General features: G+C 24.6%; 13 protein-coding genes (1 of these 13 cut by a window edge). 9 read left to right on the forward strand and 4 right to left on the reverse strand.

Going from position 1 to position 12908, the window contains the following annotated elements; genetic code table 11:
- Window positions 1-14 precede the first annotated feature (14 nt).
- Genes ACA134_RS07650 through ACA134_RS07665 form a run of 4 tightly spaced genes read left to right on the forward strand, consistent with a single transcriptional unit; the run spans window position 15 to window position 4890 of the window.
- A complete protein-coding gene (locus ACA134_RS07650) occupies window positions 15-1271 on the forward strand; it encodes a hypothetical protein (protein ID WP_409199832.1) in 1257 nt (418 codons plus the stop codon).
- 49 nt (window positions 1272-1320) lie between these two features.
- Entirely contained in the window at window positions 1321-2103 is a 783-nt protein-coding gene (locus ACA134_RS07655; protein WP_409199833.1) for a hypothetical protein, read from the forward strand.
- A gap of 16 nt (window positions 2104-2119) precedes the next feature.
- Entirely contained in the window at window positions 2120-3652 is a 1533-nt protein-coding gene (locus ACA134_RS07660; protein ID WP_409199834.1) for a type I restriction-modification system subunit M, read from the forward strand.
- Window positions 3653-3663: 11 nt separating this feature from the next.
- Window positions 3664-4890, forward strand: a complete 1227-nt coding sequence (locus ACA134_RS07665; RefSeq protein WP_409199835.1) for a restriction endonuclease subunit S — start codon at window positions 3664-3666, stop codon at window positions 4888-4890.
- Between the two features lie 18 nt (window positions 4891-4908).
- Here ACA134_RS07665 and ACA134_RS07670 read toward each other — a convergent pair whose 3' ends face one another.
- Entirely contained in the window at window positions 4909-5952 is a 1044-nt protein-coding gene (locus ACA134_RS07670) for a phage integrase SAM-like domain-containing protein (RefSeq protein WP_409199836.1), read from the reverse strand.
- A gap of 32 nt (window positions 5953-5984) precedes the next feature.
- Window positions 5985-7085 carry a restriction endonuclease subunit S gene (locus ACA134_RS07675; RefSeq protein ID WP_409201088.1) on the reverse strand — a complete coding sequence of 367 codons (1101 nt, stop codon included), beginning with the start codon at window positions 7083-7085 and terminating at the stop codon, window positions 5985-5987.
- Between the two features lie 191 nt (window positions 7086-7276).
- Here ACA134_RS07675 and ACA134_RS07680 point away from each other — a divergent pair, with 191 nt between their 5' ends.
- The 4 genes from ACA134_RS07680 to ACA134_RS07695 are packed head-to-tail and all read left to right on the forward strand — an operon-like array spanning window position 7277 to window position 9906.
- Window positions 7277-7684, forward strand: coding sequence for a translation initiation factor IF-2 subunit beta (locus tag ACA134_RS07680; protein WP_409199837.1), 408 nt, complete (start codon window positions 7277-7279; stop codon window positions 7682-7684).
- 7 nt (window positions 7685-7691) lie between these two features.
- Window positions 7692-8729: a 60S ribosomal export protein NMD3 gene (locus ACA134_RS07685; RefSeq protein WP_409199838.1), complete on the forward strand. Its 1038-nt coding sequence runs from the start codon at window positions 7692-7694 to the stop codon at window positions 8727-8729.
- Window positions 8730-8738: 9 nt separating this feature from the next.
- On the forward strand, window positions 8739-9701 hold the full coding sequence (locus ACA134_RS07690) for a tyrosine--tRNA ligase (protein WP_409199839.1): 963 nt from the start codon (window positions 8739-8741) through the stop codon (window positions 9699-9701).
- A gap of 1 nt (window position 9702) precedes the next feature.
- Entirely contained in the window at window positions 9703-9906 is a 204-nt protein-coding gene (locus ACA134_RS07695; RefSeq protein WP_409199840.1) for a hypothetical protein, read from the forward strand.
- A gap of 2 nt (window positions 9907-9908) precedes the next feature.
- Here the strand turns inward: ACA134_RS07695 and tmk are convergent, their stop codons facing one another.
- Together tmk and ACA134_RS07705 are read right to left on the reverse strand one after the other, a co-directional pair.
- Window positions 9909-10499 (reverse strand): dTMP kinase, encoded by a 591-nt coding sequence (gene tmk, locus ACA134_RS07700; protein WP_409199841.1) that lies wholly within the window; start codon window positions 10497-10499, stop codon window positions 9909-9911.
- A 9-nt stretch (window positions 10500-10508) separates the two neighbouring features.
- Window positions 10509-11480: a lysostaphin resistance A-like protein gene (locus tag ACA134_RS07705; protein ID WP_409199842.1), complete on the reverse strand. Its 972-nt coding sequence runs from the start codon at window positions 11478-11480 to the stop codon at window positions 10509-10511.
- Window positions 11481-11640: 160 nt separating this feature from the next.
- Here ACA134_RS07705 and ACA134_RS07710 point away from each other — a divergent pair, with 160 nt between their 5' ends.
- Window positions 11641-12908, forward strand: the 5' portion of a protein-coding gene (locus ACA134_RS07710; RefSeq protein ID WP_409199843.1) for a MutS-related protein. Its footprint extends 655 nt past the window's final position; the window shows 1268 of its 1923 coding nt (coding positions 1-1268); the start codon lies at window positions 11641-11643; its stop codon lies off the right edge, out of view.

The raw sequence follows: 12908 nt of genomic DNA on the forward strand, positions 1-12908 counted from the left end.
AGGAGTGTGAAGAAATGAAATTTAGAGCTGAGTTAATTACAAAAAATAAACTAACAGAAACAATCATATTTGAAGTGAATAACAACACAGGAAAGGTAACATACAAATATAAAAATTATAGCTCAGAAAATTTATTAAAAATAATGAAAAAGAAAAATAAGGAATTTGATATTGAAAAAGATTCATCCATTACATTATTAGCTTATTTATTAAGTCAAAACAATCAGATTATTAAATTAGCAAAATTAAATAAAGGACAACAAAAAGGATATATGGATGATGACAATAATGATAAAAAAATAATTATAACAAAATTAAATGATGAAAAATTAGATATATTATCATTAGATCATTCACAATTTAAATTCATAGAAAAAGTAGAATTTGTAGATGAAAATACAGGAAATCGAGAAGAAATATATAGAACACCTAATTCAAATAATATAGAAAAAGATAATGACCACCATATGATATTTAAAGCTAAATTATTGAATAAAAAAAGAAGAATAAAAGAAAAAATAAATTTTTACATAGATATTAAAAAAAATAAAATTATATATGGAACAGACCCAAATATTTCAGAAAATTTAAAAGAAGTAATTGAAAAACAAAAAAAGGAGTTTACAGAGGATACTGAATGTTTTATTGAACATTTACCCAATTTATTAAATCAAAAAAGTTTAATTTCAAAATTAGGGCATTTAAGTAAGAAAAAAAGCATTGATTGCATTATTGAAAATGATGTTGGTGAAAGAATAATTATAATAAAAGAAAATAATGTGATTGTGAAAAAATCATCAAATGATATGCAAAAAAATAGAAATACTAAAAAGTTATATTATATAGATGAAAGCTCTGAATTCTGGAAAAAGCTTAAAGAAAGTGAAAAATCTAATGATGAAAATAAAACTAATTTTCCAATAGAAAAAATAATGTATTTAGTTGATAACAAAGAAGATAAAATTTATTACAGTCTCATGTCATCTATTGAAGGATTTTCAGTAATTCCAAGAAAATTAATATATTTAGAATATAGAAAATATATAAAAGATAATTTTTTCAAAACAAAATCACCTAAATTTTTCATAGAAAATAAATTTAAAAGTCATGTAGAATTCCAAATATTTTTAATAAAAGATTTTAGGCATCAATTATACGAAAATGAGAAAAATAATTCCATAGTTGATAATTTTGCCACTACTAAAAATTATACTCCTGAAGAGATAAATGCAATAAAATCTAGCATTAAAAAAATTAGTACAATGAGTTAACACAGGAAATTGATTACAAAAATAAATACATTAAAGGAGAATGTTAAAAATGGAATTTAGAGCTGAAATAAAAGGAAAATTACTTGATAACACCCAAAGAAGACTATTTATAAACTTTGAAATAAAAATTGGTGAAAAAATAATATATAAATATTATTCTAGCGATAAAGGTTCAGAAAATATAAGAGAAATACTAGAAAAAAGAAATCAGGAACAAAATGAAAAAATTACATATTATACTGAATTATTAATTGAATCATTACCTTTAATATTAAACAAAAAAGAAGAAGTTTCTAAGTTAGAATCTTTAAATAATAGGGAACTTGAAGAATACATTATTAATAAAAATAAAGATGAAAAGCTATTAATAATAAGAAAAGATGGTGAAATTAACATGAGTGATATAACAACTGAGAAGATTTTATATTTAGCTTATGAAAGAGAAAATAATATATTATCTTCAATTCAAACAATCATGGAAACATACTCTATAATTCCAGATGAATTAATATCTTCAGAGTTTAAAACATATATGGAAAATAATTTTACTGAATCAAGATCTCCCAAATTTTTTAAAGATAATAAATTTGAAAGAGATGGTGATTTGAAAATATTCTTAATTATAGATTTTATGAATAAATTATATGAAAATACAATTAATAATTCATTAATTGACAAGTTTGTTTCATCCAAAAATTACACTGAAGAAGAAATAAATGGTATAAAATCAAGTGTTAAAAAAATAAATGATAAAAAAGAATCTATTTTAAAAGACTATGCTAAAAATCAAGTAGCATACAAACAATATGTAGATAAATATTTTAAAAATTAAATAAAGGAGATTGATTATGACTAATAATAACTTAGAAACAAAATTATGGGCAATAGCTGATGAACTTAGAGGCAATATGGATGCTAGTGAATTTAAAAACTACATCTTAGGGTTTATTTTTTATAAATACTTATCAGAAAAAATAGAACTATATTTAAATGAAGAACTTGAAGAAGATGGCCTTACATTTAAAGAAGCTTACATCAAAGATGATTATAAAGATGATCTTGAAGAAGAAGCTATTGACAATCTTGGATATTTCATTGAACCAAAATTATTATTTTCTACTATTGTGGAAGATGCAAGAAACCATGAAGATATTATACCTGAACTTGATAAAGCATTAAAATATATTGGTGATTCATCAACAGGGCATGAAAGTGAAGAAGACTTTGTAAATTTATTTGAAGATGTAGATTTAACATCATCTAAACTTGGAAAAACAGGTGATGCTAAAAATAAACTAATAAGTAAAATATTATTAAAAATTTCAGAGATTGACTTTGATTTAAATGATAGTGAAAGTGATATTTTAGGTGATGCATATGAATACCTTATATCACAATTTGCATCAAGTGCAGGTAAAAAAGCAGGAGAATTCTACACCCCACAACAAGTCTCAAAAATACTTGCTAAAATTGTTTCTATGGGAAAAACCCGATTACGTAATGTATATGATCCAACTTGTGGTTCAGGATCATTACTTTTAAGAGTAGCTAAAGAATTACCAGTAGAAGATTTTTATGGGCAGGAATTAAATCAAACCACTTACAATTTAGCAAGAATGAACATGATATTACATGACGTAAAATATCAAGATTTTGATATTCAACAAGGCGATTCAATAGAAGATCCCATGCACATTGATGAAACATTCGAAGCTATTGTTGCAAATCCGCCTTTTTCTGCAAAATGGTCAGCAGATGCGAGTTTCCTAGATGATGAACGATTTTCAGCTTATGGAAAACTAGCCCCGAAATCTAAAGCAGATTTTGCATTTGTACAACACATGATTTATCATTTAGATGAAAAAGGAACAATGGCCATAGTATTACCTCATGGAGTTTTATTTAGAGGAGCTGCGGAGGGAGTAATTAGAAAATATTTAATTGATGATAAAAATTATTTAGATGCAGTCATTGGTTTACCTGCAAATATCTTTTATGGAACTTCAATACCAACCGTAGTTTTAGTATTTAAAAAATGTAGAGAAAATGAAGATAAAATAGTATTTATTGATGCATCTAAAGAATTTGAAAAAGTAAAAAATCAAAACTACATAAGAGATGAAGATGTAGATAAGATAATTGATACTTATAAAAATAGAGAAGAAATAGAAAAATATTCTCATTTAGCTACTTTAGATGAAATAAAAGAAAATGATTTTAATTTAAATATTCCTCGATATGTGGATACTTTTGAAGAAGAAGATGAAATAGATCTTGATGAAGTTTGTGATGAATTAGAACAGATTTCAAAAGAAATGGAAAAAGTAGATGAAGAAATTAAGAAATATTGTGAAGAATTAGGCATAAGAGCACCTTTATAGGAGTTTTCAATATGAGTGAAAACAACGTTTCTGAGAGGAAAAAAGAAAATACAAATTCCTATCGAAGAGAACCACAACTAAGATTCAAAGAATTTAATAAGTTATGGGTTCTCAAAAGATTAAATGATATTTCTTATATATATGATGGAACCCATCAGACTCCCCATTATATGAAAAATGGAGTAAAATTTTTAAGTGTTGAAAATATTAATAATTTTTCAGATACTAAAAAATATATTAGTAATGAAGTTTATGAAAATGAATATAAAATTAAGCCCATTGTTAATGATATTTTCATGACAAGAATTGGGAATATTGGGACTTCTAATATATTATTAAATGATGAAAAATTCGCATTTTATGTTAGTTTAGCTTTAATAAGGGTTAATAATAACATTAATGCTGAATTCATTAACCAGTATATTAAATTTGAAAATTTTCAAAAAGAATTGCATAAAAAAACTCTCCATGTTGCATTTCCTAAAAAAATTAATTTGAATGAAATAGGAAAATGTTTAATAAATATTCCTTCTTTTGAGGAACAGGGAAAAATTGCTAAATTTTTAACATTTGTTGATGAAAAAATTGAGTTATTAGAAAAAACATTGAAATTATTGAAAACATATAAAAAAGGAATAATGCAACAAATATTTTCTCAAAAAATAAGATTTAAAGATAAAAATGATGAAAATTATCTAGAATGGGAAGAAAAACAACTGGGTGAACTTTTTGATGAACGAAATGAAAAGGGGAATGAGAATCTAGAATTACTTTCTGTCACTTTAAACCACGGTGTGATAAAAAGGAATGAAATAGAATCCAAAAATAATAAACATAAAAATGAATATAAAAGAGTTTTGCCAGGTGACATACCATATAATTCTATGCGCATGTGGCAAGGAGCAAGCGGTATGTCAGAACATGACGGAGTGGTTAGTCCTGCATATACTGTGTTGATTCCAAGTAAAGGAATATCTCCTCGTTTTTTTGCTTATTATTTTAAACAGGATTTTATTATTTATCAATTTAAAAAGTATTCACAAGGATTAACATCAGACACATGGAATTTAAAATATCCTTTAATTTCTCAAATAAAAATAAATTTTCCTCCATTAAAAGAACAGGAAAAAATAGCTTGTCTTTTATTACGAATCGATGAAAAAATAGAGATGATTGCAAAAAAAATAGAAGTTAACAAAGAATTTAAACAAGGACTAATACAAAAAATGTTTTGTTAATTAATTTAAAAATATTCATTAATAAATGTTGTATTGTTTGTCTGATAAAAATATATTAATTGTAATATTATATTCTTCTTTTTTTTCATTTTCTTTTTTATCTTCATTAAAACAAATCATAACATTTTGCATTGCTCCCATATATATTTCTTTCAATTTTTGAGGATTAGTTTTTATATAAGTTTCATGTACTACATTCTTACTTCTACCTTGTAATGAATCAATATATTCTGCAGTTAAACCTAAATTTGATGCATGAAATTTTCTTAAAGTGTGTGCCCTAAAAAATCTGTAATTTCCTTTAAAACCCCAATTCATTTTATCGTTAATTTCTTGAAATTTTGACAATAATAATGAACTTTTATAATCAAAAAGATTATCATTTAATTTGAGATTTTTCCTTGTTTTTAAGTAGTATACAATTGCATTTGTAGCTTCTGGAGAACAAAATGTATAATAATATTTATCTGTTTTTATCCGTTTTAAATAAAATGTAGGGACAATATTATTGTTTTTTTCTAATATTTTTAATATATTTTTTATATTTCCTCCATTATGATATTTTTGTGTAGCGATTATAAAATCTTCAATTTTTAATGATAATGTTTCAGCTTTACTTGTTCCAGATGATGACATGAATAATATAACTGCTTTTAAATCTATTGAAACAATGTTCAATGCATCTTCAATATGTTTTTTAGTAGGAAGATCTAAATAATTTGTTTCATAAGCTTTTTCATATTTTGCATTAGGAATTTTAGGAATTTCTACTTCAAAATGTTGATAAAAAGTTTTCAATTTAGAAAAATATGTTTTTACAGTATTTGGTGACATTTCTGTGTTTAAAAGATAATTTCTATAATCTAACAAACGATTTTTAAGTTTACGTTTTTTGAGGGGGATATTATTATTTTCCTCAACATATGCTTCTTCTAATAATTTTTCAATAGGTTGGGCATGAAAATCAGAATATTTTTTTAATGTAGACTCATAATTTTGAGATGTACTTTTTTTAATATTCCTTTCTTCTATAAATTTTTCAAATAATTTATTGTTATACATAATAAAATAATTATTAATATACATAAAATATTTTAATAAAGTATTTTTTGTAATAATCCTTTTTTAAACTCTTTATTTTCTTCTAATACTTTTGCTGTTTTTTCAATTTTTTCATCAATTTTTGATAAGAAATTAGCTATTTTTTCTTGTTCTTCTAAAGAAGGGGTGTTTAATTTTTCTTTGGAGTAATCTTTAAAATATATGTGGGGAATGGTACTGCCCACGATGTATTTATTAAAGTTAAGTTTTTTTAGGAAAAAATAAATGAAATCGATATTATTATTATTTTTAATATTCAAATATTGTAAAGTTCCTAAAATTGATGAAAAAGGAGGACATAGTATTGTTCTTCCAACCCCTGCACCGTCTTTTACTATTGAAATGTATTTTTCTTTTTTTTGGTAAAAATCTACATTTTTTATAAATCCTGTTGCTCCATATAATGGATAATCTCCAGAATTATCTTCTAAGGTATTAATTGATAAATTTGAAGATGATGATGAAACTATATCCCTTAATTTTTTTTCTCCCCATTCAGGGTATCCTGCTCCGTTTTCATTTTTAAATCTTAATTTTTGGTTGAATATTTGTTGCATTATTCCTTTTTTATATGTTTTCAATAATTTCAATGTTTTTTCTAATAACTCGATTTTTTTATCTACTAAACATAAAAAATTAGCTATTTTTTCTTGTTCTCCTAATGAAGGAATGTTTAATTTTTCTTTGGAGTAATCTTTAAAATATATGTGGGGAATGGTACTGCCCACGATGTATTTATTAAAGTTAAGTTTTTTTAGGAAAAAATAAATGAAATCGATATTATTATTATTTTTAATATTCAAATATTGTAAAGTTCCTAAAATTGATGAAAAAGGAGGACATAGTATTGTTCTTCCAACCCCTGCACCGTCTTTTACTATTGAAATGTATTTTTCTTTTTTTTGGTAAAAATCTACATTTTTTATAAATCCTGTTGCTCCATATAATGGATAATCTCCAGAATTATCTTCTAAGGTATTAATTGATAAATTTGAAGATGATGATGAAACTATATCTCCTAATTTTTTTTCCTCCCATTTGTCATTAAATTCTTTGAATCTTAGTTGTGGTTCTCTTCGAAGACATATATAAATTTCTTAAAAAATAACAAAAAAGATGAGAAAAGTTAAAAAATAATAATTATCTAAGATTTAAAAATTCAATTTTAAAACACACTATAACATAACTTTATTAAATAAGTAAAAACATATTTTATTATATTATAGATTTATAGAAATTTAAGTCATTATAATATTTTTTAAATTATTAAAAAAGGAGAGATAATATGGATGAATATGAAAATTTATTAACAAGAGCTATAGACCAATTACCTCCTGAAGTATTTGAACACAAAAGGTTTAAAATTCCTAAAGCTTATTCAGATATCCAAGGAAATAGAACATTTATTAAAAACTTTAAAGAGGTTTCAGAAAGATTAAATAGAGATCCTCAACATGTTTTAAAATTTTTACTTAGAGAATTAGGTACTGCTGGTAATTTAGAAGGCGGTAGAGCTATTTTACAAGGTAAATTTACACATTACTTAATCAATGAAAGATTAGAAGAATATGTAGAAAAATATGTTATCTGTCAAGAATGTAACAGACCAGATACTAAAATTATTAGAGAAGGTAGAATTTCTATATTAAAATGTGAAGCATGTGGTGCTAAAGCTCCATTAAAACAATTATAAGATTAAAATGTTTTGTCCTGAATGTGGAAGTACTCAAAATCAAATGATAGACGACATTTGTATTGAATGCTTTTTAAAAGACTTCCACATGATTACTATTCCAGAGAGAATTGAAGTAACAATTTGTAGTCATTGTAACTCTAAAATTATTCAAGGAAAGTGGAAAGATAGTGAAATTCCAATAGAAGAGATTATTTATAGAGCCTTAGAAGAGAACATTCAAGTAAATGATTTAGTTAAAGATGAAATAATTGATCTTGACATCATTAAAATGAGAGGTTCAATAGCTGAGTGCGATATACATGTTGAAGGTGATGTTTTAAACCATCATTTAGAAGAAGATTTCGAAGCTATTGTAAAAATTAATAAAACTGTTTGTCCTCCTTGTAGTAAAAGAAATTCTGGTTATTATGAAGTTGTAATTCAATTTCGAGCAGATAATAGAGAACTCACAATTGATGAACTTTTAAAAGCTGATGAAATTGTTATAAATACTTTAGGTAATTTACAAAGTAAAGACAAACTAGCTTACTTAGCAGAAATAGCTAAACCTAAAGAAGGACATGATTATTATATTGGTTCATATAAATCTGGTAAAAAAGTAGTGAAAGCTTTACAAGAACAGTTTGGAGGACTTACTAAAGAATCTCCAAGACTTATTAGTGAAGATAAATCTACAGGTAAAGGATTATATAGGATTTGGATTTCATTTAGAATTCCAAAATTTCAAGTTAATGATTTTATTAAATTTGAAAATAAACTTTCTCAAGTTAAATCTATTGGTAGTTCCAAAATCCAATGTATTGACATAACAAATAAGAAGTCTTTTACTATTCCATTTAAAGATTATGATAATATAGATTTAGTTAAAAAATTTAAAGATATTGAAAAAGCTAATATTATTTCTAAATCTCCTAAAATGATTCAGATTTTAGATCCTGAAACTTATGAAGTTATTGATTTAAACTTAGAAGATACTCATAAATACAACATTGGAGACGATGTAAACATTATTAAAATTGAAAATCAAGTTTATTTAATTTAAGTGATATGTATGAATAATGAAGAAAAGATAAAAGTGATTGAAAAAGGAACACTTGAAGTTATTAGTAGTGATGAATTAGAATCTAAATTAGAAAAAGATCAACCTGTTGCTTATACTGGTTATGAACCTTCAGGTAAAATTCATTTAGGTCATGCTATTACAATAGCTAAACTTAAATCTCTTCAAGATATTGGTTTTAAAATTAAAATTCTTTTAGCTGATTATCATGCATACTTAAATGGTAAAGGTAGTGTAGATGAAATAGCTGAAACTGCAGAATATAATAAAAAATGTTTTCAAGCATTGGGTTTAAATGATACCACAGAATTTATTTATGGCTCAACTTTTCAAACTAAAGAAGATTATACTAAAAATGTCTATAAATTAGCTACTTTAACAACTTTATCAAGAGCTAAAAGAAGTATGGATCAAGTTAGTAGGCATTCTGATAATCCAAAAGTAGCAAATGTAATATATCCTTTAATGCAAGTAGCTGATATGGTAGCATTAGATGTTGATATTGCTCTTGGTGGAATGGAACAAAGAAAAATTCAAATGCTTGCAAGAGAAAACATTGATAAAATCTCCAATAACATCCCAGTTTGTGTTCACACCCCTTTATTACATGGTCTTGATGGAGATGAAAAGATGTCTTCAAGTAAAGGAAATTTCATAGCTGTTGATGATACAGAAAAAGAAATTAAAACAAAAATCAATAAAGCTCATTGTCCTATGGGTGAGGTGGAAGGTAATCCTATTATTGAAATAGCTAAATATTTTATCTTCTCAAATCAAGCAGAATTAACTATTAAAAGACCTGAAAAATTTGGTGGAGATTTAACTTTAACTGAAGATGAGTTAATCAACTTATATTCAAAAGAAGAATTACATCCAATGGATTTAAAATCAGGTGTTGCTGATTATTTAATTGAATATTTAAAACCAGTTAGAGAATTTATGGAAGGTGAATAAAATGGAATATGAAGAAAAAGATTTCGAACTTAAAATACCTAATGGTGTTGGAGAGCAGATGCTTGCACATACTATTGAAAAATTTGATGTGAAACTCGAACATGGAGAATATGGGCCAAAATTAATAGGTAAAGAAGAAGAGCTATTAAAAGCTCATGAATATATGATTGAAGTTATTCAAAAAAGATTAAAAGAATTAGAATAATATTATTGAATCTGATCAGGGCATGCTCCAACATGGGATGCAACTACCTTTTTAATATCAGATGCAACTTTATTTTTTCCATTATTTCCATTAATTATTTCAATAAATGGATTAGCATTTGCTAATATTAAATAGTTTTCTTTTACATTATTTAAAAATTCTTCATTTTCAAATTCATCAGTTTTATCTGTTCTTGATACACTTGTTTTTACATCTAAATCTAATAATAAAACTAAATCTGGAATTTTTGCAAATTTATTAATTTCATAAATCCATTTTTGAGGTCCTTGATAAGCAAGACTTGAATAAAATGATCTATCACTAATAACAATTTTATTTGAATATTCAAAATCATTTAACTTTTCAAGTAATTCTAATCTATCAGCTGCAAAAAGTAATCCTAATTCTTTTTGACCAATATCACTTGAAGCTCTTTTTTGAGTTAGTATTTTTCTAATTAATTTTCCAACTTCACCATCTGTTGGTTCAACTACAGTTTCAACTTCATGACCTAATGCTTCTAACCATTCTTTTAAAAGTTGAATTTGAGTACTTTTTCCTGCTCCATCAATTCCTTCAAAAACAATATACATAATATAACCTCACTTAAATAACGATAAGTAAATCATTAAAAGATAATATAAGATAAATATTATCATTCCTGGATTTAAAAATATTGAAGATTTTTTTATAGCTAATTCTCCTTTAGGCAAGTCAACTTTTTTATAATATAAAATCATTATTAAAATTCCAACTAAAATTATAAGTAAAATACTCATAGAAAATCCAAAAGATAATAAAACTCCAGGATTTGCAAGTGCTTGTGCTTCAGTTAAATTACTAATATCATGAGGAATTGCATTTTCTATAAATGAAGCTATATTAACACTTACAACAGATCCAAAAAAGTTTACAATCCCATGTAATGCAATAGTATATTCAATTTTACCTGTTTTAACATAAACTATTGAAAAAAATGCTCCAAGTAAAAAAGCATAGAAAAATTGACTGAAATTACCATGATAAAATGCAAATAAAGTAGCAGAAATTAATACAGAAGCAAGACCTCCATATTTAATAGATCTATCAATTAATAATTTTCTAAAGAATAATTCTTCAAATATTGGAGCTAAAATAACTGCAGCTATAAAAGTAGCCCATACTTCATTAGTTCCAATCATTTGACTAACAGGATTAGTAATAGGAGAACCTAAATATCCTCCTATAATAGAAGTTATAGTTAGACCAATCATATTTCCAATATAAGTTAAAGAAAATGCTACTATAATACAAGCAATAAACTTTAAAATACCCATATTCTTTTTTTCGATTTTATATTCTTTAGAAATCTTATTCATTACATAATAAAATAATGGAAATGGAATAATGTATGTTGCTATAGAAGAAATTATTGTAAGAAGGTTTACATCATTGACTATATTATTAGGAACTATTTGTAATATAATTCCGATAATTATTTGAATTATTATTGTAAAAAGAGTTAATCCCAAAAAAGCAAAACCAATTTTAGAGAAGAACTTTCTTCCTTGTTTTTCATCATTATTATTGTACATAATCAAAATAACACCAAAATAAATTTGTATTATACTAATTTTATTTAAACCAACATATAAGATTTTTTAAAATAAAAACTTTTCAAATGCTCTTTCAAAATTCCAATATATATAAAAGTAAAAAGTATTAATTAACTTAGAAAATAAGTGGTTTGGTAAAATGGATACAGAAGTTAAAAAATTACAAGATATTAAAGGAATTGGAGATAAATTATCTGAGAAAATATTACAAAACGTTGGTGGAGAAGATAATTTAAATACCATAGTTAATGACATAGATATAGAAAAAATAAACAATATTGAAGGAATAAGTCAAAGAAAAGCTATTGAAATAATGAAACAGCTATTAAATAAACCAACAGACAATTTCATAAAAAGTGATAGGGCTTATGAAATTTATGAAGAAATACTTGAGAAAATACTACATTATTCTAATACAAAATATTCAAAAAATAGAATATTGCTATTATCTCCATCAAATAGTCAAGAATATATTGATTCTCAAATTCAATGGATAATGAATGCTAAAGAAAAAGTATCAAAACTTCCAATAATAAAATTACGAGGGTTGATGAAAAATTTAAAAAGTTTAGAAGAAATAAGACCAGATTATGATCCTAGTAAAGTCATTTTAGTAGAAAGTGATGAGGATAATGAATATTTAACTGATTTAGGTTTAAATAAGTATTATCCAATATTAACTGCAACTGATTCTCAATTATTTCAAGAAGAATTAATGAATTATGAGTTAATTTTTTATGTATATTCTCAAGGATTTCTAGATTTTGGAGATTTAAGTAATTTAATAATGATTCATATTGAAGAAAAAGAATATGAAATTATACCTGAGAAGATTATAAACTTCTTTACAGGTAATTATGAAATATTTGAAAAAGTTTATGAAATTCAAAAAATAAGAAACAACGAGTCTATACTTGGAGAAATATTACCAATAATAGAAGAAATTAATAATTTAGAAAAAAAAGAGGTTGATATTGACGAACTTGTAAGTTCTTTAAAAAAGGATATGGATGATGAGTTAGAAAAGTCTATAAAAAATATTGATCTTGAAGGAAATGAAATTCTCAAGCTATTAAACAATGACTTTCCACCAAAAATACAAGAAATATTTGAGAATATTATCATTAAAAGAAAGAAAATTATCAAAGAAAAAACTACTTTAGATTTTGACCCATACCTTAGAAAATATCCAATCGAAATTGACACACAAGAAATAGAAAGAGTAAAAAAAGAACAAACATCAAAAAAAGAAAATGATATATTTGATAAAAAAAAGTTAGCAGCTATTCAACTTGAAGCATTAAAGCAAACAGCTATTGAAGAAGTAAATGAAACAATAAAATTTGATTATGAATTTGCACTAGGTAGTTTTGCATATGAATATGGTTTAAATGCACCAAGTTTTAG

It is taken from the genome of Methanobrevibacter sp. DSM 116169, from assembly GCF_046197865.1.
Lineage (GTDB): Archaea > Methanobacteriota > Methanobacteria > Methanobacteriales > Methanobacteriaceae > JAHKLT01.

Excerpts from the sequence above, each read along its gene's own strand:
- ACA134_RS07705 (WP_409199842.1), bottom strand. The coding sequence starts at position 11,480 with ATGTACAATAATAATGATGAAAAACAAGGAAGAAAGTTCTTCTCTAAA.
- ACA134_RS07680 (WP_409199837.1), top strand. The coding sequence starts at position 7,277 with ATGGATGAATATGAAAATTTATTAACAAGAGCTATAGACCAATTACCT.
- ACA134_RS07650 (WP_409199832.1), top strand. The coding sequence starts at position 15 with ATGAAATTTAGAGCTGAGTTAATTACAAAAAATAAACTAACAGAAACA.
- ACA134_RS07665 (WP_409199835.1), top strand. The coding sequence starts at position 3,664 with ATGAGTGAAAACAACGTTTCTGAGAGGAAAAAAGAAAATACAAATTCC.
- tmk (WP_409199841.1), bottom strand. The coding sequence starts at position 10,499 with ATGTATATTGTTTTTGAAGGAATTGATGGAGCAGGAAAAAGTACTCAA.
- ACA134_RS07670 (WP_409199836.1), bottom strand. The coding sequence starts at position 5,952 with ATGTATAACAATAAATTATTTGAAAAATTTATAGAAGAAAGGAATATT.
- ACA134_RS07695 (WP_409199840.1), top strand. The coding sequence starts at position 9,703 with ATGGAATATGAAGAAAAAGATTTCGAACTTAAAATACCTAATGGTGTT.
- ACA134_RS07655 (WP_409199833.1), top strand. The coding sequence starts at position 1,321 with ATGGAATTTAGAGCTGAAATAAAAGGAAAATTACTTGATAACACCCAA.
- ACA134_RS07660 (WP_409199834.1), top strand. The coding sequence starts at position 2,120 with ATGACTAATAATAACTTAGAAACAAAATTATGGGCAATAGCTGATGAA.
- ACA134_RS07685 (WP_409199838.1), top strand. The coding sequence starts at position 7,692 with ATGTTTTGTCCTGAATGTGGAAGTACTCAAAATCAAATGATAGACGAC.
- ACA134_RS07690 (WP_409199839.1), top strand. The coding sequence starts at position 8,739 with ATGAATAATGAAGAAAAGATAAAAGTGATTGAAAAAGGAACACTTGAA.